A 20,309-nucleotide genomic window follows, 5' to 3' on the forward strand; every position below is an offset into this window, starting at 1 on the left:
AAGGAAGGCTGCGCGGAAGCGACCGAGGGCGGCACAGAAGCGGCCGGCGGCGGCGAGGGCTGGGGCGAGTCTGCCGGAGGCGACGAGAGCTGCGCGGAAGCGGCCGAGGGTGTCGGGGGCTGCGCGGAAGCGGGCTGACGTGGAACTGGGGGCAGGTGGGTGGTCGAGGGCGGTGCGGGCTGGGCTGAAGCGGAGGGAGACGAAGAGGGCCGGGGTGGGGTCGAGGGCGGTGAACTAGGCCGGGGCGGGATCAGCTGGACCGTGGCTCCCGGATCCTCCGGCGCGCCCGGCTCCCTCCACTCCTCCGGCGTTCGGGGCTCCGCCGATCGCTGCGCTGGCGCCGACTTCTCCGGCGCCCACGGTTGCTGGACAGCCCCGGGGCGCTCCTGGGTTCCCGGCCCGCTCGACTCTTCCGGCGTCGTCGGCCCCCATGACTCCCCCGGCCGACCCGACGCGCCCCGCGCTCCCGGCGCTCCCGCCTCTCCCGGCGCTCCCGCCTCTCCCGGCGCTCCCGGCGCTCCCGGCTCCTGCAACGCCCCCCGTCGAGCCTGCGTCCCCGAGGTTTCCGACGTCCTCGGTCCCCAACGCGTCTCCGTCGCTTCCGGCGTCTCCGGCGTTCCCGGCTCCCGCCGTTCTTCCGGCGTTCCCAGCGGGCCCGGGTCCCCCCACGCCTCAGGCGTGCCCGGTGTGGTCGGGCGGTTCGGGTGGGCTTCTCCCGGTTCCCATTCCCCCGTCGGTTCCCACAGCCCGGTGGGTTCCCACTTGCCCGCGGGTTCCCACTGCTGCTCCGGTGCGGTGTCTTCCGGTGGCGGGCCGGGCTCGGCGGTGTCGTACGGGTCGGGGGCCTGAGCCTCTGGGGGCTCCCCGGGGGCGCTGGGCTCGTTGCGAGGGCGTGGTACGGCTCCTCGCGGGCCCGGTGCCTGCCGCCGCTCCCCCGTCCGCACCGCGTCCGACGCCGAGGCGAAGCGGTCGTCCAGGGAATCGGGTGTGGGTGCGGGGCCCGTGTCGGCGGTGTCGTCGTACAGCTGGCCCCACCAGTCGTCCTGGTGACCCGTGGGACTTCCCCCCTGCTGGCTCATGCCCCTAATTGTCCACCGCGAGGGCCGGAAGAAAACGGGGCAACGGGAAAATGCGAGCCATGAGGAACGGAAGACGCGGCGTGTCGGGAGGGGATACGGACGGGCGTTCGGGGGCGTGGGCCGCTGGGTGGTCCCACCCCCACGGGAGAGCCACCCGGCGACGTCGCGGGAACCGTGCCGCGTCCGCGGGTTCCCGCTGACAATCCGCCGCGAGCACTTCCTGACCTGCGCCGCGCACCCGCCTCCGGCACCCTGGGCAGATGGGAGTGTGGGAACTCCTGCTGGTCGGTCTGGTCATCCTGCTCGGCCTGTGCGGAGTACTGGTGCCCGGCGTACCGGGGTCGTGGCTGGTGTGGGCCGGGGTCCTGTGGTGGGCGCTGAAGGATCCCCAGCCGGTCGCGTGGGCGGTGCTGGTGGGGGCGACGGTCGCGCTGTTCCTCGCCCAGGTGATCCGCTGGGCCCTGCCGCCACGCCGGTGGCGGGGGTCGGGGGCGACGCCGCGGATGGCCGTGTACGCGGGGGTGGGTGCCCTTCTCGGCTTCGTCCTCGTCCCCGTGCTGGGCGCGATCCCCGGTTTCCTCGGCGGCGTCTACCTCAGCGAGCGGCTCCGCCTGGGGCGGCACGGGGAGGCGAGGGCGGCGCTGCGGACGGTGATGCGGGCGGGCGGGTCGAGTGTGCTGACGGAGTTGTTCACGTGTCTGCTGATCGCGGGGGCCTGGGTGGGGGCGGTGTTGTGGGGGTGAGGCCGGGGGGTGGCAACGCGCGGGGGGCGCCGGGATTCCGGGGGTTCCGGAAGGTCCGGTCACCGGCACCGGCATCGCTACAGGCTGCCCTCCAGCGTCAGCAGGCTCACCTTCCGCTCCAGCCCCCCGGCGTACCCCGTGAGCGACCCGTCCGCCCCGATCACCCGATGGCACGGCCGCAGGATCAGCAACGGATTCGCCCCGATCGCCCCGCCCACGGCCCGTACGGCGGCGCGCGACGCCCCGATCCCGGCCGCGATCTCCCCGTACGTCGTGGTCGTGCCGTACCCCACGCCGTCCAGGGCCTTCCACACGCGCTCCCGGAACTCCGTCCCCTCGGCCCGCATCGGCAGCTCGAAGTCCTTCAGCTCCCCCGCGAAGTAGGCATCGAGCTGCTCCCGGGCGGCACGGAAGGGCCCGGCATCCTCACGCCACCCCGCCTCAGGGCTACGCCCGCCCTTCTGCCCCGGCACCGAGAGGGACGTGATGACGCCATCGGGGTCGGCGACGAGGAGCAGTTCCCCAAGCGGGCTGGAGATCCTGGTGTACGTACGCATCGCACTTCCTCATGTCGAACGGAACGACCCGATCCGGGCCTTCGTACCGTCCAGTGTGAGCGGTGAGGAAGCCCACCGCTGGCAGAAATCCGACATGGGGTTCGGCGGGAGGCCGGGCTTCCCGACGGCCGGCCGCACCCGCCCTCTCCCGGCCGGGCTACCGCCCCCTCACCCCTCCCACCCCCGCTTGGCCGCCCTCTTGGCCCGCCCCTCTGCCCCCTTCGCCTTCCACTCACGCCGGATCTCCGCCCTCAGCCGCGCATCGGACTTGGCGACGATCCACTGGTTCTCGCGGACGAGCTTGCGGTAGCTGTCGAGGCGTCGGGCGGACAGGGCGCCCTCGGAGAGGGCCTCCAGGACGGCGCACCCCGGCTCGGCGTCGTGGGCGCAGTTCTGGAAGCGGCAGCCGGCCGCCAACTCCTCGATCTCGGCGAAGACTTGGCCGACACCGCTGCCCGCGTCCCAGAGGCCGACGCCGCGGAGGCCGGGGGTGTCGATGAGGACGCCCCCGGAGGGGAGCGTGAGGAGGTTGCGGGTGGTCGTGGTGTGGCGCCCCTTGCCGTCGACGTCGCGGGCGGCCCGGACGTCCATGATGTCGGCGCCGGCGAGGGTGTTGGCGAGGGTGGACTTGCCCGCACCGGAGGCGCCGAGGAGGACGCAGGTGCCGCGCCCGACGAGCCCGGCGAGCTGGGACACCCCCTCGCCCGCGAGCGCGCTGACCGTCAGCACCGGCACCCCCGGCGCGGTGCTCTCGACGTCCTTCACGAGGTGCGCGAGGACGACGGGGTCGGACACGAGGTCGGCCTTGCTGAGGACGACGACGGGCAGCGCCCCGGACTCCCAGGCCAGGGCCAAGTACCGCTCCACACGCCCGAGATCGAGCTCGACGGCGAGAGAGACGGCGATCACGGCATGGTCGACGTTGGCGGCGAGGACCTGCCCCTCGGACCGCTTGGAGGACGTGGACCGCACGAACGCGGTCCGCCGGGGCAGCAACGTCCGTACGTAGCGCGGGTCTTCACCCGCGGGGTCGACGACGGCCCAGTCCCCGGTGCACACGACCTTCATGGGATCGCGCGGCACGACGAACTCGGTGTCGGCGCGCACGACACCCTCGGCGGTGACGACGTCGCACATGCCCCGGTCGACACGCACAACGCGCCCGAGAACAGCGCCCATCGAACGGTGGGGCGCGAAAGCGTCCTCCCAGTCCGCGTCCCACCCATAGGCGGCGAGCGGATGCGAGGAAACGTCGGAAGAAACGGAGAAACTCAAGGGAAACCCTTCACAAGGGCGGCCCCGGCGACGCTCGTTGAGCGCTAGACAGTGAGCCGACGACCGCGGAAGTGGAGCAAGAACACCTGGTTGCCGCGGGACACACCCGCCTGGAGAGCAGCCATGACTCCCACCTCCCGGTCTTTCGTCGACGTCCTGTACGAGACCGGCACAGCGTAGAGAACCGGGGAATGCGTTCACCACTGGTTTTCCACGCGCGCACCCGGTTCCTCAGAGCCGCATCAGAGCCCCGTCAGAATCGTCTCGGAGTTTGCCGTCGGCGCCCTGTCGCGCCGGGCCTCCCCTTCCAATACCCCGGGTAACGGCACGAGTTCATCACACGGCGACCGTACGATCCACTCCCCCCCACCGCTCTCCCCCCGGAGCTGCCCGTGTCCTCGCTCTATCCGCTCGCGTCCACGCTGATCGACGGGATCGAACCGCCGGTCGTGGAGCCGGAGTTGGTCCGGTACGACGGCGGGGAGGTCAGGGAGGTCTCGGTGCCCGCGCTGGTGCCGGCGGTGGGGTACGGCTCGCTCGCGGACCTGCCGTTCGACAACGCGACCCGGGCGCCGCGGGACGTGGTGTTCAGCAGGCGTACAGGGGACGGCCGTTGGCTGGACGTGTCGGCGGAGGAATTCGCGCGCGAGGTGACGGCGCTCGCCAAGGGCCTGATCGCGGAAGGGCTTTCGCCGGGTGACCGGATCGCGGTGCTGGCGCGTACCTCGTACGAGTGGACCTTGACGGACTTCGCGGCGTGGGCGGCGGGTCTGGTGACCGTGCCGGTGCACCCGTCGTTCTCGCCGCGCCGCATCCAGTGGGTGCTGCGGCACTCGGGCGCGGCGGCGCTGGTGGCGGAGAGCGTCTCCCAGGTCACGGCGGTGGCACCGGAGTCGGTGGGGCTGAGGCATGTGTGGGTGATCGACCGGGGGCACCTGGAGCGGCTCGCGGAGCTGGGCGAGGACGTGCCGGACGCGGAGGTCGGGGTGCGGCGCGGGATGCTCGGCCCGGAGACGCCCGCGTCGCTCGTGTACACGTCCGGCACGACGGGACGGCCCACCGCCTGCGCGCTGACCCACGGCAATTTCTTCGCGCAGGTCGACAACGTCGTGGAGTTGCTGTTCCCGGCGTTCAAGTCGGCGGCGGGCCGGGACACTTCGGCCCTGCTGTGCGCGCCGTCGGCGCACGCGTTCGGCCGGGTCGCGGCGCTGGCCTGCGTCCGGGCCCGGGTGCGGACGGGGCACGCGCCGAGCGCCGTACCGGAGGAACTCCTCCCGCTGTGCGAGGAGTTCAGGCCGACGGCGGTGTTCGCGACGCCGTCGGTGCTGGAGGGGGTGTTCCACCATCTGCGGGCGCGGGCGCAGGAGTCGGGGAAGCTGACCGCGTTCGACCGGTCGGCGCGGATCGCGTCGCGCTTCGCGGAGGCGGAGCAGCGTCACCGGCTGGGCCGGGGCGAGGGTCCGGGGCGGACGCTGCGGGCGGCGCGCGCGGTGTACGACCAGAGCGTGTACCGGCGGCTGCGCGCCTCGCTGGGCGGCCGGGTGGGGCATGTGGTGTGCGGTGGTTCGGCCATGCGGCGGCAGCTGGCGGGGTTCTACACGGGCGCGGGCGTCCCCGTGTACGAGACGTACGGGCTGACCGAGGCGACCGGCATCGCGACCCTCGCGCCGCCCCTGCGGCCCCGCCTGGGCACGGTCGGCCACCCGCTGCCGGGGACGGCCGTACGGATCGCGGACGACGGAGAGATCCACCTCTCCGGCCGTCATGTCCTGCACGGCCGCTGGGATCCCGGCGCGACCAAGCTGCTGCCCGCGGCGCCGGGCGGCTGGCTGGCGACCGGCGACCTGGGGCGGCTCGACGAGGAGGGGTACCTGATCGTCACGGGGCGGCGCTCGGACACGCTGACGACCTTCGGCGGACAGCGGGTCGAGCCGCTGGCCGCCGAGAACCGGCTGCGCGCCCACCCGTTGATCTCCCGGGCCGTCCTGATCGGCGAGGCCCGCCCGTACGTGACCGTGCTGCTCACCCTCGACCCGCCCGGCCTCACCCACTGGCGCCGGACCGCGAAGCGCACCGCCACACCGTACGAACTGCTCCTGGACGACGCCGAGTTGCGGGCCGTGCTCCAGGAGGCGGTGGACGAGACGAACACGGCGACGGGCGCGGGCATCCAGCGGTTCGCGGTGCTGCCGGGGGAGTTCACCCAGACGTCGGGGCACCTGACGCCGACGGGGACGGTGCGCCGGGACCGGGTGCTGGGGGACTTCGCGGCGGAGGTGGAGGGGCTCTACCGGTGACGTCCCGTACGGCCGGGGTCAGTCCACGCAGAGCCGGTAGCCGACTCCGCGTACCGTCCTGATCAGCGTGTGCCCCGGGTCGCCCAGCTTCCGCCGCAGGTAGTAGACATACGTCTCGACGCTCCCCGACTCCGTCCTGCGCTGCCACACCCGGTCCTGGAGCTGCTCCCGGGTCAGCACCCGCCCGGGGTTCTCCAACAGGCAGCGCAGCAGGGCGAATTCGGTGCCGGTGAGTTCCAGAGGCCGCCCCGACACCCGGACCTGGTGCGCGTCGAGGTCCATCTCGACCTCCCCGGCGCTGAGGTGGCTGGGCCCCGGGGCGGCCCCCCGGATGCCGCTGCGCCGCAGCAACGCCCGTACCCGCGCGGCGACTTCCCGCAGTTCGAAGGGTTTGGTGACGAAGTCGTCGCCGCCGAGGTCGAGGCCGCGTACGAGGTCGTCGACGCCGCCGCGTCCGGCGAGGAAGAGGACGGGGACGGTGACGCCCCGGGCGCGCAGGATGCGGCAGACCTGGAAGCCGTCGATGTCGGGGAGGCGGACGTCGAGCAGGACGAGGTCGGGTGCCGCGCGTGCGATGAGTTCGAGGGCCTGCCGGCCGGTCGAAGCGGCGCTCACCCGGAACCCGGCGAACTCCAGCGCCATGGTGAGCATGCCCCGGACGCTGTCCTCGGCGTCGACGACGAGGATGCGCGCGGAGACAGGGGTGGTCATGTCCTGCCCCTCCGTGCTTGAGTTATCAACATCTACGCAACGTATCGTCACACATACCGATGAGTAACTGAACTTGCCAGAGGCAGGCCCCACACGGCCGAACGCCCCGGACCGTCACAGGTCCGGGGCGTTCGCGAAGTTCCCTGCTCGACCCCCTAGTCGCAGGGGTGGCCGTTCAGCGTGAACCCGTACGGTGCCGTGTTCTTGCCCTCCCAGGACGCGAGGAACCCGAAGGAGAGCGTGCCGCCCCCGGCGACCGACTTGTTGTAGTCGGCGGCCGTCGCGATGACCCGCGAGCCCATCTGCGCGACGGACGCGTCCCACATCTGGTCGACGTGCTGGCCGTCCTTGAAGGACCAGGACACGTGCCAGTCGGTGAGCTTCTCGACGGTCGTGACGGTGACGGTCGCCTGGAAGCCGTCGGGCCACTGGTTGACGAGGTCGTAGGTGACCGCGCACAGCGCGCCGCTGCCCCCGGAGGACCCGCCGGCCCCGCCGCCGCCCTCGGACGGGCTCGGGGACACGCTCGCCGCGGCCGACGAGGTCCCCTGCGGCTCCGGGTCGGTGCGCCCGTCCGCGCCGGACGGCGAGGGGCTGTCCGACTTCGGCGTGGGCGTCTCGAAGGAGGGCACGCCCCCCACGCCCCCGACGACCGGCGTGGAGTCGGTCGGCGTCCCCCGCGAGGCCTTCTCGTCGCGCGTGTCGCCCCCGCCGAACGGCATCAGCGACACGCCGAGCGCCAGGACCGACACCAGGACGGCGGCCACGAGCAGCCCGCCGCGCAGTGCCTTCGCCTTGGCCGCAGCGGCCTGGGCCGCCTCGCTCTCGGAGTCGTTCAGGTCGGGCCGTCCGGCGCCGAGCCGCACCTCGGCGGCGCGGCGGCGGCGCTCCAGGTAGGCGAGGCCGCCCCAGCCGATGACGCCGCCCGCGAGCGCGGCGGGCAGTCCGCCGCCGTGCAGGCGCAGACACGCGGCGGCCTCCGCGCACTCCACGCAGGTCGCGAGGTGGCGGGAGAGGTCCTCGGGCGTGTCGGCGGTCGTCGAGCGGGTGACCGCGTCGAGGAGGCGGACGTAGGAGCGGCACTCCGCGTCGAGCGGCGTGTCGAGGTGGTTGCGGTGGCAGCGGTCCCGGAACAGGCCGCGTACCTCGCCGAGTTGCTCGGCGGCGTCCTGCGGGTCGAGGCCGAGGCGGCGGGCGACGGCGCGCAGCGGGAGCGCCTCGACCTCGGCGAGCCACAGCAGCGCGGCGTCCGGTTCCTGCATGTCGCGCAGGCCGCGCAGGGCGATGGGGCGGCTGAGGGGCGGGCCGGTGTAGCGGGCGGCCTTGTCCGAGTTGAGCCACAGGCGCAGGTCGGGGTCGAGGCGGTGCCCGTGGCCGCCGGCCTCCCAGCCGGCCGCGGTGGTGCGGACGGCCGTCAGCAGCAGGGGTATGCGGGGCAGCCGGGCGGAGCGGCGGCCCATGCTGCGGGTGCCGTCCTCGGCGGCGCGGGCCTCGCGGATGCCGAGGGCGAACGCCTCGCGGGCCAGCTGGTGGGCGGCGGTGGAGCCGGCCGTGCACAGGTCGGCGTACGAAAGGACGGCGTCCCAGCACTCGGAGAACAGCGCGGCTTCCGCGGCGTCCTTCGGGGTCGGCAGGTCGGGCATGGGTCTCCTGCATTCGAATGCGAGATCAACTCACCATAGCGGTAAAGGAGTTGGGGGGAACCTCGCGGCAGGGCCGAAGCTTTTCACGTCATCCGCACAACTGACAAGCGCGGTATTCAAAAGCGCGGCCGACGCCGTACGAGAGACCCGACTTCCGGTCCTCCATACGGCGCCGGCCGCGCCGATGCTCACCTCGTGCCCCATCCGTTACACAGACCCGGCACGGCAAGCGCTTACCGTACCGCTGCTCCGTCCTGCGCCGGAAGTTCGTCCTTCGCCGGGAGGCTGTCCATGAAGGAGCTGACCGAGAAGACGGCGCGGCCGGGGCCGGGGTCGCCGTAGCCGGGCGGGGAGGAGAGGCCGAAGTCCTCCATCGTCTGCCGGTACGCCTGGAGCAGGCGGATGTGGTACTCCAGCGGGGCGCCCGCCGGGTTGGCCTTGCCGAGCGGGGTCGTCGGCTCCGGGCACCAGGTCGTGAACCGGGGGGTGATGCCCTGCGACATGAAGAAGCGCAGGCCCTCCGTGGTGGAGGCGATGGCCTCGTCGACCGTCTTGAAGCCGAACGGCTCCGCCATCTCCACGCCGGCCACGAAGTTGGGGATCACGTTGCGGGCGCCGAAGATCTCCGCCGAGTCCAGGATGCGGCGGTGCCACTCGTCACGGCCGACGTACCGCTCCTTTCCGGGGCAGTACATCTTGAACAGGTACTCGTCCCACACCTCGTAATTGGGGTGGTAGATCTGCACGCCGTAGTCCTTGAACCGCTGGACGTCGTCCTTCGGCAGGGCCTGCGCCACGACCTTGCCGATCCAGCGGCCCGGGAAGCGCTCCTCGATGGCCTTCGCGTAGTGGCCGTAGAAGTCGGCCTCGTCGCGGCCCGAGACGGTCTTGGTGATCGCGCCGCCGGTCAGCGTGTAGGCGGTGGACGCCTTCGCCGTGTCGTACCGGTCGATGATCTCCAGCGCCTCCAGGACCTCCTCGACGTCCTTGACCCCGGTGTACGGGCGGCCGGCCGCCTTGTGCTGGCGCCAGTTGTGGTTGATGTCGCAGTACTGGCACTCCTCCTTGGCGCCGAAGTACTGGCACACCCGGAAGACCGTCAGGTAGATGAGATAACCCCACTGGATCGTCGGCGCGACCTCCATCACCGACTTCCCGTTGGAGAGCTTGTGCCGGTAGTACTCCGGCATCGGCGGCACCCCGACGTCCGCGATCCGCTTCCCGTCCAGGTACAGCCCGAGCATCCCCGAGTCGTCGGCCGCGACCCGGTACGGCGAGGCGGGGTTGACCCGCACGGACACGACCGTCCGCCGCAGGTCGTACGGTCCTCCGGTGAGGATGATCTCCTCCGGCGGCCTCCTGAGCGCGGCTTCCCCCAGCTCGGGCAGGGTCCCGTGGTCGAACGAGAAGATGAAGTACGACTTCGGCTTCACCTCCCCGCCCTCGTTGTCGCTCAGCGCGGAGGGGTCGAAGGCCACTCCCCCGCGCAGCAGGTCCTCCTTGAAGACGGCTTCCCGAGGAACCTCAGGAAACCGCTCCATCAGATCCTCGACCAGCGCGGTACGGCTGCCCATCCCGTCACTCCTCCCGCTACACACGTACGACTCCTCACGGTATGCCCCCGCGAGAAGTGACGCGGGGGCGGGGTCCGTCTACGGAACCGGCAAGGTTTTCCGGCAAACGATTTCATAGGCCACGCACCTGTTTCCTATACGCCGCTCCGCGCACCCTCCCGCGTAATTCCCCGCCCTTCTTTCCGCCCGCCGACAATACGCGGCGCCAGCATTCCGGTGACCGCGAACATCCCCCCGACCACCACCCACCCCGCCCTCCCCCACTCGACGCACAGCACGATCAGCGCCCCCGGCCCGAACGCCTCCGCGAGCCCCGCGCCGAGCCCGAACACGCCCAGATACTGGCCGGTGGCGTGCTCCGGCGCGAGCGCGAACGACACCTCGAACCCGGCGGCGGAATGCCACAGCTCCCCGACGGTATGCACGACGACCCCGGAAATGATCAAGATCCCGGCGATCCACCCCGGAACTCCGGCCGCCGCCGAAATGATCAAGCAGGCGACCAGAAACGCCACCCCGGCCTTCAGGTACGCCTTTCCCCCGGCCCTCGGCGTGTCGATCCCTCGGCTCGCCCGCACCTGGAACGCCACGACGATCACGGTCCCGACGACCATCGACGCGCCCACAAGCCAGTGCGGGGCGCTGGTCGCGCCGACGAGCCAGAGGGGCAGGGCGACGGTGAGCACCTTGAACTGGACGGCCATGACCCCGTCGAGGAGGGTGACCAGCAGGTACCGCCTGTCGCGCAGAGCGATCCAGCGAGGGCCACCGAGGGGCGTCTTCGCGGGCGGCACAGGGGGCAGCCACACCAGCACCACCGCCGACCCGGCAAGCGCCAACGCGTTGGCCACGACGAGGAGTTGATACGCCCCGACACTCCCGACCTGTACCGCCCACCCCGCCCCGACCGCCCCCACGGAGATCCCGACGTTGGTGACGGCCCGCAGATACGCCCGGAACTCCTGGGGCCGCTCCCCGCCGAACGCCCGGATCAGTGGCCCCCGCGCCGCGATCCCGGCGGCCTTCGCACCCCCGGCGAGGGAGACGGCGACGACGAACGCGGCGAAGGAGTCGGCGAGAAGGAAGCCGGCGGTGGCGGCTGCCTGGGCGACGAGGGTGACGACGTAGACGCCGCGCGCGCCGAGACGGTCGGCAAGGTGCCCCACGACGATCCCGGCACCCAGCGCGAGAAGCCCGGCGAGGGCGAGGCCCAGGCCGACCCGGCCGGGCGGGATTCCGGCGGCCTCGGTGAAGTAGAGGACACCGGCGGTGAGGTAGAGGCCGCTGCCGAGGGTGTAGACGAGGTTGGAGACGGCGAGGACGCGCCGGGGACCGGGTGCGGGGAGGAGTCGGGGCATGGGGCTCCACATCGACGTAACGACCCCAAGAGCCTTGCACCTATTACCAAGTAGTTGCAACCCTTTCGCAAGAAGCGGTCCGCCAGCCCCGGCGTTCGGTCCGGCGAGGTAGGTTTCCCCCGCATCCCCTCGGAAGCCGGAAGGACGACGTATGACCGCGAGCGTGACCAACTGGGCGGGCAACATCAGGTTCGTGGCGAAGGATGTGGTGCGGCCGGACGGCGTCGAGGCGCTGCGGAAGGCGGTCGCGGGGAACGACCGGGTGCGGGTGCTGGGGAGCGGGCACTCGTTCAACCGGATCGCCGAGCCGGGGGGCGAGGGGGTGCTCGTCCGGCTGGACGCTCTGCCGCAGGTGATCGACGTCGACACGGAGCGGCGTACCGTGCGGGTCGGTGGGGGTGTGAGGTATGCCGAACTCGCCCGGCGTGTCGACGAGTCGGGGTTCGCGCTGCCCAACATGGCGTCTCTGCCGCATATTTCGGTCGCCGGGTCCGTCGCGACGGGGACGCATGGGTCCGGCGTCAGGAACGGCCCCCTCGCCGCGCCCGTCCGTGAGGTCGAACTCCTCACCGCCGACGGCTCGTTGGTGACGATCGGCAGAGGGGACGCGAGATTCCCCGGCGCCGTCACCTCGCTGGGCGCCCTCGGTGTCGTCGTCGCGCTGACGCTGGACCTGGAACCGGCGTACGGCGTCGAGCAGTACACGTTCACCGAACTCCCCATGGAGGGGCTGGACTTCGAGGCGGTGGCGGGTGCGGCGTACAGCGTGAGCCTGTTCACGGACTGGCGGGAGGCGGGGTTCCGGCAGGTGTGGGTGAAGCGGCGGACCGACGAGCCGTACGCGGGCTTCCCGTGGGCCGCGCCGGCGACGGAGAAGCTGCACCCGGTGCCGGGGATGCCGGCGGAGAACTGCACGGACCAGTTCGGCGCGGCAGGCCCCTGGCACGAGCGGCTCCCCCATTTCAAGGCCGAGTTCACGCCCAGCAGCGGCGACGAACTCCAGTCGGAGTACCTGCTCCCCCGCGAGCACGCGACGGCCGCGCTCAGTGCAGTCGGAAACGTCCGGAAAACGGTTTCCCCGGTGCTCCAGGTCTGCGAGGTCCGCACGATCGCGGCCGACGAGCAGTGGCTCAGCCCGGCGTACGGCCACGACTCGGTGGCCCTGCACTTCACGTGGATCGACGACATGGACGCCGTACTCCCCGCCGTACGCGCGGTGGAGAGCGCTCTCGACGGTTTCGGCGCCCGCCCGCACTGGGGCAAGGTCTTCACCACCGCCCCGGCGGCGCTGCGCGAGCGCTACCCCCGGCTCGACGCCTTCCGGACGCTCCGGGACGAGCTGGACCCGGCCGGGAAGTTCACGAACGCGTTCGTTCGCGAGGTGCTGGCGGGCTGACTTTATAAACCCCCTTTCCGAACCCTTGTCGAATCACAGGGCACCCCCATAGCCTGGCGCGGCGCCGGAGCGACGCTGCTCCCGCGCCGGTGGAAGGGATGGGGGCAACTCCGGTGAAGCGCACATCACGCGACATCCGCACCGCGAACCGCTACGAGGTGCTGCGCCAGATCATCGCCCGCTCGCCCACCTCCCGGCAGGAGCTCGCCGCCGAGACCGGCCTGAGCCTCGCCACGGTCGCGACCCTCGTCGGGGAGCTGCTCGACCTCCGGATGATCACGGAGGTCGGTTTCGAGGACTCGGCGGGCGGCCGGCCGCGCGGCCTGGTCGCGGTGAACGCCCAGGGCGGCGCGCTGATCGGCGTGGACATCGCGGAGACGTACGTCCATGTCGAGCTGTACGACCTCGGTCTGAACGTCCTGGCGCGGGCCACGGAGCAGGTGCGCCCGGGGCAGAGCCGCCCCGAGGAGGTCGTCGCGCTCATCGCGACGGCCACCGGCTCGGTCGTCGCCCAGGCCGGGGTGGACGCGGCGCGGGTGCTCGGCGTCGGGGTGAGCATGCCGGGCCAGGTGGACCGGACGACCGGCGTCTCGGAGTACGCGCCCAACTGGGACTGGCACGACGTGCCGTTGCTCGACCTGCTCTCCGACCACATCGCGTACCCCCTGTACCTGGACAACCCGCTGCGCGCCTGCGCGGTCGCCGAGCTGTGGTTCGGGGCGGCGCGCGGGCGCGGTGACGCGGTCGTGCTGATCCTCGGGACGGGCGTCGGCGCCGGGCTGATCCTGGGCGGGGCGGTGCACCGGGGGGTCAGCTCCAGCGCCGGGGAGTGGGGGCACTCGACGCTGGTGCTGGACGGGCGGCTGTGTCACTGCGGCAACCACGGGTGCGTCGAGACGTACGTCGGAGCGCCCGGAATCATGCAGAACATCCGGGAGTTCAGCCCGCGCAGCGCGCTGCTGCACCCCGAGGACCAGTCGGCCACGCTGGACGCGCTGGCCGCCGGGCTGGCCGAGCAGGACCCGGTGGCGGTGAAGGTGGTCCGGGATCTGGCGCGGTATCTCGGCGCGGCCGTCGCGGACCTGGTGAACGTCCTCAACCCGGAGGTCGTCGTGCTCGGCAGCTGGGTCGCCCTGCGGCTCGGTGAGCCCCTGGTGCGCGAGGTCCGCGAGGCCGTCGCCCGGCACGCGCTGAAGCGGCCGATGGCCGCCACGGAGATCGTCCTGTCCCCGATCCTCACCGACTCGGTCTGCCTCGGCGCGGCGACGCTCGCCCTGGAGGACGCGTTGCGGTCCGCAGGTCAGAGCGGGGGCAGGCGCGCGAACCCGGCGAGGAGCCGTATCGCGCCGTCCGCATGACGGGCGACGGGGCACGGCCCTGACCCGGGGCCGCCGGGTGCCTGGTCCGGCGGTCCCAACACCCCTGCTCCGGCGCCTTGTTCGTCCGGTCGAACAGTCACAACGCTTCGAACAGACTTTGTTCAACCCCTTGCCGAAGCCTTAGCCGAAGGTTAACGTCCCGCTCCGCAACCGGTTTCGAGCCACCGTGCCTGAGCCGTTGCGTCGCAGCCGCACTCAAGACAAGGACGTCAAGCATGTCGGCATCGAACATGAGCAACTGGAACCGTCGATCCGTGCTGCGCGCCGCGATGGGCCTGGCCGCCGCCGGCGGACTGGCCGCGTGCGGCGGGAACACCGGCCGCGGCGGCGGCTCCGGTTCCGGCAAGGACCTCGTGCAGTACTTCCACGCGTACGGCGAGAACGGCGTCGAGGCCGCCGTGAAGAAGTACGCGAAGGCGTACAAGGGCGCGAACGTCACCACGCAGTGGATCACCGGCAACAACTTCGAGCAGAAGCTGTTCGCCGCGCTGCTCACCGACAACGCGCCCGACGTCTTCGAGTTCCACCCGCAGATCCAGCTCGTCAAAAGCGGTCAGGTGGCCGACCTGACGGACATCATCGCGCCGGTCAAGAGCGACTTCAACCAGGCCGACATCACCTCGCACACGGTCGACGGCAAGATCTACGGCGTCCGCATGATCGACGACCCGCAGTTCTTCTTCTACCGCCCGTCGATGTTCGAGAAGGCGAAGGTCGAGGTCCCGAAGACGCTCGACGAGTTCATAGAGGCCGCGAAGGCGCTGACCACGAGCAAGGTCAAGGGCGCGTACCTCGGCAACGACATCACCCCGGTGCAGTCGCCGCTGATCTGGTCGGCGGGCGCGGACACGCTGACCCCCGACAACAAGCCGGCGTTCAACACGGACGCGGTCGCGGCCGGCCTCAAGCAGATGCGCGGGCTGTTCACCAGCGGCAACCTGCTGCTCGGCGCGCCGACCGACTGGTGGGACCCGTCGGCGTTCACGCAGGGCCTGACGGCGATCCAGTGGTGCGGCATGTGGGCGATGCCCGCGATGCAGCAGGCGCTCGGCGACGACATCGGCATCTTCCCGTTCCCGAAGATCGGCGCGGCCGGCAAGGAGTCGGTGATCAACGGCGGCTGGTCGATGTTCGTCAACGCCAAGGGCAAGAACGTCGAGGCGGCCAAGGAGTACGTGAAGTGGCTGTGGATCGACCAGAAGGAGTACCAGGAGGACTTCGCGACCTCCTACGGCTTCCACATCCCGCCGCGCACCTCGCTCGCCGAGAGCGCGACCAAGCTGAAGACGGGCCTGCCCGCCGAGGGCGTCAAGCTCTTCAACCAGTTCGGGCACTTCGACAACATCGGCTGGACGCAGGCGATGATCTCCGCGATCAACGACGTGATCGCGAACACCATCCGTAAGGACGACGACCCGAAGGCCCAGCTCGCCGCCGCCGAGAAGAAGGTCGACGCCGAGCTCAAGAAGCTCTTCGGATAGGCCGCGGAGAGACCACGACATGTCGACCACCACCACGCGGAAGGCCGGCTCCTCCGCCCCGGTCCCGGCCCCCTCGGGCCGGCGGCCGAGGCGGGGGTTCGCCGCCTCCCCCACCGCGAACTTCTGGCTCTTCACCGGGCCCTTCCTCATCGGCCTGATCGTCTTCGTCTTCGTGCCGATCGGCTGGAGCGTCTGGCTCAGCTTCTTCGAGGCGCGCTTCACCGTCACGCCGAGCGAGTTCGTCGGCTTCGACAACTACAAGCAGATCCTCACCGACGTCGACTTCCGCAACTCGCTCGTCACGTTCACCGTCTTCGCCGCGTTCATCGTGCCGCTGACCTGGGCGGTCTCGCTGGGACTCGCCCTGATGGTGAACCGGATCAAGATCGCGCGGGCGTTCTTCCGGTCGGCGTTCTTCCTGCCGACCGCGGTCAGCTACGTCGCCGCCTCGCTGATCTGGAAGATGTCCCTCTTCAACGGCGTGCGCTTCGGCCTCGCCAACACGGTCATCGGCTGGTTCGGGATCGACAACATCGCCTGGCTCGCGAGCCCCGACCCGCCGTGGTACTGGCTGGTCATCGTCACCGTACGACTGTGGCTCCAGTCGGGCTTCTACATGATCCTGTTCATCGCGGCGCTCCAGAACATCCCCAAGGAGCTGTACGAGGCCGCGGCCATCGACGGCGCGAAGCCGGGGTGGCAGACGTTCCGGTACATCACGCTGCCGCAGCTGCGGGCCACCTCGACCGCGGTGATCCTGCTGCTGCTGATCGCGGCGTACCAGGCGTTCGACGAGTTCTTCAACCTGCTCACCAAGGCCACCTGGGGCCAGCCGCCGCTGGTCGAGCTGTACAAGATGGCGCTGGGTGAGAACCAGAACTACGGCGTGGGCAGCGCGGGGGCGGTCGTCCTGACCCTCCTGATCTGCGTCGTCACGCTGGTGCAGGGCAAGATCATGGGCTTCGGAAGGGGGGAGGAGTCGAAGTGAGCAGTCGTAAGCGTGGCTCTGTCCTCGGCAACACCGGACTGTACATAGCCACCGCCGTGGCCGCGTTCCTCTTCCTGATCCCCTTCTATCTGATCATCCGCAACGCGCTGATGACGGACCAGGAGATCACCGGCGAGAACTGGAAGTGGTTCCCGACCAGCATCCAGTGGGGCAACGTCAGCGAGCTGTTCGACGACCCGACGGTCGACTTCGCGCGCTCGCTGTGGAACTCGACGGTCGTCGCGGTCCTGTCGACGGCCGGCATCCTGCTGGTGTGCTCGCTGGCCGGGTACGGCCTCGCGCGCATCCCGTTCAAGCACGCGAACAAGGTGTTCTACCTGGTCCTCGCGACGCTGATGGTGCCGACGGCCGTCACCTTCGTGCCGAGTTTCGTCCTGGTGTCGTCCCTCGGCTGGGTGGACTCCTACCGGGGTCTCATCGTTCCGGGGCTGTTCAGCGGTTTCACGTGTTTCCTGTTCCGGCAGTACTTCCTGGGGTTCCCCAAGGAGCTGGAGGAGGCGGCGCGGGTGGACGGGCTCGGCTACTGGGGCGCGTACTGGCGTGTCGTGGTGCCGAACTCGCTGAACTTCTTCGCGGCCATGGCGACCATCACGTTCATCAACGGCTGGAACTCCTTCCTCTGGCCCCTGGTCATCGGGCAGGATCCCAGTTCGTGGACGGTGCAGGTCGCGCTGTCCTCGTACATGACCAACCAGACCGTGAACTACCACCTGATCTTCATGGCCACCGCCGTGTCGATCCTGCCGCTGGTGTTCGTCTTCCTCTTCCTCCAGCGCTGGCTGGTGCAGGGGATCGCACAGACGGGCATCAAGGGCTGAACCACCGCTGAAGAGCTGGAGACCGATGTCTTTCCGCACCACCTCCACGGATGTCGCCTACGTCGAGGACGTCTCGCCGGGCCGCGGGGCACTCCCGCCCCGCGCCTGGTACGCGGCCTCGGACGCGGCCACGCTGTCGCTGAACGGCCGCTGGCGCTTCAGGCTGTCGCCGACGGCCGGCGCCGAGGACGACGCGTTCGCGGCGCCCGGATACGACGCCGGGGGGTGGGCGGAGGTCTCGGTCCCGGGGCACTGGGTGCTCCAGGGCCACGGCGCCCCCATCTACACCAACGTGCTGTACCCGTTCCCGGTGGACCCGCCGCACGTCCCGACCGAGAACCCGACCGGTGACCACCTGCGCGTCTTCGACCTCCCCGGCGACTGGCCGGCGGGCGGGGACGCCGTCCTGCGTTTCGACGGCGTGGAGTCCTGCGCCCGGGTCTGGCTGAACGGCACGGAACTCGGCGAGTTCAAGGGCTCGCGCCTGGCCCACGAGTTCGCGGTGGGCGGCCTGCTGCGCCCCGAAGGCAACGTTGTCGCGGTCCGCGTCCACCAGTGGTCGGCGGGCTCCTACCTGGAGGACCAGGACCAGTGGTGGCTCCCGGGCATCTTCCGTGACGTCACCCTCCTGCACCGCCCCGAAGGCGCCGTCCAGGACTTTGCTGTAACCGCTTCCTACGACCACCTCACCGGCACCGGCACCCTGCGCGTCGACTCCGACGTACCCGGCCGCGTGACCGTCCCGGAGCTGGACCTGGACCTTTCCACTGGGGAGGCCGTCTCCCTCGCCGTCCAGCCGTGGACCGCCGAGACGCCGAAGCTGTACGACGCCGTCCTGGCCACCTCCGGCGAGCGCGTCCCGCTGCGGATCGGGTTCCGGACCGTCGTCCTGGAGGACGGTCTGATCAAGGTCAACGGGACGCCGGTCCTCTTCAAGGGCGTCAACCGCCACGAGTGGCACCCCGAGACGGGCCGCGCGCTGGACCTGGAGACGATGCGCGAGGACGTGCTGCTGATGAAGCGGCACAACGTCAACGCGGTGCGCACCTCCCACTACCCGCCGCACCCCGCGTTCCTGGACCTGTGCGACGAGTACGGCCTGTGGGTCATCGACGAGTGCGACCTGGAGACGCACGGCTTCGTCGAGCAGAAGTGGCGGGACAACCCCGTCGACGACGACCGCTGGACCCCGGCCCTCCTGGACCGCGCCGAGCGCATGGTCGAGCGCGACAAGAACCACCCCTCGATCGTCTTCTGGTCGCTGGGCAACGAGGCGGGCACCGGGCGCGGGCTGACCGCGATGGCCGAGTGGATCCACGGCCGGGACTCCTCCCGGCTCGTGCACTACGAGGGCGACTGGTCCTCACGCGACACCGACGTCTACTCGCGGATGTACGCCTTCCACGGCGAGACCGAGGAGATCGGCAAGCGGCTCGACGGGGGCGCCGCGAAACGGCGTGAACTCCCCTTCATCCAGTGCGAGTACGCGCACGCGATGGGCAACGGCCCGGGTGGACTCGCCGACTACCAGCGGCTGTTCGAGAAGTACGACCGCCTGCAAGGGGGGTTCGTCTGGGAGTGGATCGACCACGGCATCGTGCACGACGAGTTCGGGTACGCGTACGGCGGCGACTTCGGCGAGGAGCTGCACGACGGGAACTTCGTCTGCGACGGGCTGATCTTCCCGGACCGCACGCCCTCCCCCGGGCTCCTGGAGTTCAAGAAGGTCATCGAGCCGGTCTCGGTCGTGCCGTGTGGCGAGGGTGTCCGGATCGCCAACAAGCAGGATTTCGCGGACCTTTCGGCGCTGGAGTTCAGCTGGGCGTTCCAGGTGGACGGCGAGGAGGTCGCGTCGGGCGCGCTGGAGGTGCCCGCGCTTCCGGCCGGCGCGTCGGCGGACGTGAAGCTGCCGCCGGTGCCGGTGCAGGCGCCCGAGGGCGTGGAGACGGCGTGGACCGTGCGGGCCGCGCTGGCCGCCGACACGCTGTGGGGTGCGCGGGGTCACGTCGTCGCGTGGGGTCAAGTGCCGGTCGCGGCACGGGCGTTGCCGACGCTGGGCGCGTCGGTCGCGCCGGTCGTCGGCGAGGGCGGGATCACGCTCGGGCCTGGCGTCTTCGACTCCCGTACCGGTGAGCTGATTTCGATCGGGTCGGTGCCGGTGACGGGCGGGCTGCGGCTCGACGTGTGGCGGGCGACGACCGACAACGACAACGGGACCGAGTGGTTCTCCGGGACCAACTACAGCGAGCTGTGGCGCAAGGCGGGCCTGCACCGGATGCGGCACCGGATCGACGCGGTGGAGGTCGAGGGGGACGCGCTGACCGTGCGGACCCGGGTCGCGCCGGCCGCCGCCGACATCGGCATCGCGACCGTCTACCGCTGGACGTCCGACGGTTCGCGGCTGAGGCTCACGGTGTCCGTGACGCCCGAGGGGCGCTGGACGATCCCGCTGCCGCGCCTCGGCGTCCGGTTCGGGCTGCCGGGGACGACGGACGCGGTGAGCTGGTTCGGCGGCGGGCCGCTGGAGGCGTACCCGGACACCCGGGAGGCGTCGGCGATCGGGCGGTACGAGTCGACGGTGGACGCGCTCCAGACGCCGTACGTGTTCCCGCAGGAAAACGGCTCGCGGGCCGATGTGCGCAGGGCTACGCTGGGCGGGCTCCAGGTCGAGGGCGACCCGGAGTTCTGGTTCACGGCACGCCGCTGGACCACCGAGGAGCTGGACGCCGCGCGCCACCGCACCGACCTGGTGCCGGGCGAGACCGTGTGGGTCCACCTGGACCACGCGGTGCACGGCGTGGGAACGCAGGCGTGCGGTCCCGGTCCGCTCCCGCAGTACGTACTGGAGGCCGCGCCCGCGGAGTTCTCGTTCGTGTTCACCGAGAGTTTCTAGGGTCGTCCCGCTCTCCCCTCTTCCCCTTCGAGGCCGGTCCGGCATTCTCCGGGCCGGCCTCGGTGTGCTCGTTCCCCCTTCGTGTCCGTCCCCGTC

At 71.1% G+C, this 20,309-nt stretch carries 14 protein-coding genes; 8 read left to right on the plus strand and 6 right to left on the minus strand.

Translation table 11 applies throughout. The annotated features are described in order from the left end of the window. The first annotated feature begins 1,339 nt into the window (after nt 1-1,339). Nucleotides 1,340-1,822 carry a DUF456 domain-containing protein gene (locus tag PV682_RS00085; RefSeq protein ID WP_112475875.1) on the plus strand — a complete coding sequence of 161 codons (483 nt, stop codon included), beginning with the start codon at nt 1,340-1,342 and terminating at the stop codon, nt 1,820-1,822. Between the two features lie 77 nt (nt 1,823-1,899). Here PV682_RS00085 and PV682_RS00090 read toward each other — a convergent pair whose 3' ends face one another. Continuing rightward, nucleotides 1,900-2,379 carry a methylated-DNA--[protein]-cysteine S-methyltransferase gene (locus tag PV682_RS00090; RefSeq protein ID WP_319722617.1) on the minus strand — a complete coding sequence of 160 codons (480 nt, stop codon included), beginning with the start codon at nt 2,377-2,379 and terminating at the stop codon, nt 1,900-1,902. A gap of 168 nt (nt 2,380-2,547) precedes the next feature. Next, on the minus strand, nt 2,548-3,654 hold the full coding sequence (gene rsgA, locus PV682_RS00095) for a ribosome small subunit-dependent GTPase A (RefSeq protein WP_319722619.1): 1,107 nt from the start codon (nt 3,652-3,654) through the stop codon (nt 2,548-2,550). 392 nt (nt 3,655-4,046) lie between these two features. Between rsgA and PV682_RS00100 the strand changes: the two genes are divergently transcribed. Next, nucleotides 4,047-5,951, plus strand: coding sequence for an AMP-dependent synthetase/ligase (locus PV682_RS00100; RefSeq protein WP_319722621.1), 1,905 nt, complete (start codon nt 4,047-4,049; stop codon nt 5,949-5,951). A gap of 18 nt (nt 5,952-5,969) precedes the next feature. Here the strand turns inward: PV682_RS00100 and PV682_RS00105 are convergent, their stop codons facing one another. The 4 genes from PV682_RS00105 to PV682_RS00120 all read right to left on the minus strand — a co-directional run bounded on the left by PV682_RS00105 (nt 5,970) and on the right by PV682_RS00120 (nt 11,237). Then, the gene (locus tag PV682_RS00105) at nt 5,970-6,662 is read right to left on the minus strand and encodes a response regulator transcription factor (RefSeq protein ID WP_319722623.1); all 693 of its coding nucleotides are present in this window, start codon (nt 6,660-6,662) and stop codon (nt 5,970-5,972) included. A 155-nt stretch (nt 6,663-6,817) separates the two neighbouring features. After that, nucleotides 6,818-8,305 (minus strand): cellulose-binding domain-containing protein, encoded by a 1,488-nt coding sequence (locus PV682_RS00110; RefSeq protein ID WP_319722625.1) that lies wholly within the window; start codon nt 8,303-8,305, stop codon nt 6,818-6,820. 233 nt (nt 8,306-8,538) lie between these two features. After that, on the minus strand, nt 8,539-9,879 hold the full coding sequence (locus tag PV682_RS00115) for a radical SAM protein (protein WP_319722628.1): 1,341 nt from the start codon (nt 9,877-9,879) through the stop codon (nt 8,539-8,541). A 134-nt stretch (nt 9,880-10,013) separates the two neighbouring features. Continuing rightward, a complete protein-coding gene (locus tag PV682_RS00120; RefSeq protein ID WP_319722630.1) occupies nt 10,014-11,237 on the minus strand; it encodes an MFS transporter in 1,224 nt (407 codons plus the stop codon). A 151-nt stretch (nt 11,238-11,388) separates the two neighbouring features. Between PV682_RS00120 and PV682_RS00125 the strand changes: the two genes are divergently transcribed. From PV682_RS00125 to PV682_RS00150, 6 genes are all read left to right on the plus strand, one after another. Beyond that, complete coding sequence (locus PV682_RS00125) at nt 11,389-12,633, plus strand: D-arabinono-1,4-lactone oxidase (RefSeq protein WP_319722632.1); 1,245 nt, start codon at nt 11,389-11,391, stop codon at nt 12,631-12,633. Nucleotides 12,634-12,746: 113 nt separating this feature from the next. Continuing rightward, on the plus strand, nt 12,747-13,991 hold the full coding sequence (locus PV682_RS00130) for an ROK family protein (RefSeq protein WP_319722634.1): 1,245 nt from the start codon (nt 12,747-12,749) through the stop codon (nt 13,989-13,991). 236 nt (nt 13,992-14,227) lie between these two features. Next, a complete protein-coding gene (locus PV682_RS00135) occupies nt 14,228-15,493 on the plus strand; it encodes an ABC transporter substrate-binding protein (protein ID WP_319722636.1) in 1,266 nt (421 codons plus the stop codon). 19 nt (nt 15,494-15,512) lie between these two features. Then, nucleotides 15,513-16,481 carry a carbohydrate ABC transporter permease gene (locus PV682_RS00140; RefSeq protein WP_319722638.1) on the plus strand — a complete coding sequence of 323 codons (969 nt, stop codon included), beginning with the start codon at nt 15,513-15,515 and terminating at the stop codon, nt 16,479-16,481. Further along, complete coding sequence (locus PV682_RS00145) at nt 16,478-17,320, plus strand: carbohydrate ABC transporter permease (RefSeq protein WP_319722641.1); 843 nt, start codon at nt 16,478-16,480, stop codon at nt 17,318-17,320. Before PV682_RS00140 ends, PV682_RS00145 begins: the two co-directional genes overlap by 4 nt. A gap of 25 nt (nt 17,321-17,345) precedes the next feature. Then, nucleotides 17,346-20,213, plus strand: coding sequence for a glycoside hydrolase family 2 TIM barrel-domain containing protein (locus tag PV682_RS00150; protein ID WP_319722643.1), 2,868 nt, complete (start codon nt 17,346-17,348; stop codon nt 20,211-20,213). Nucleotides 20,214-20,309: the final 96 nt, after the last annotated feature.

Source organism: Streptomyces niveiscabiei, from assembly GCF_033794345.1.
GTDB classification, from domain to species: domain Bacteria; phylum Actinomycetota; class Actinomycetes; order Streptomycetales; family Streptomycetaceae; genus Streptomyces; species Streptomyces niveiscabiei.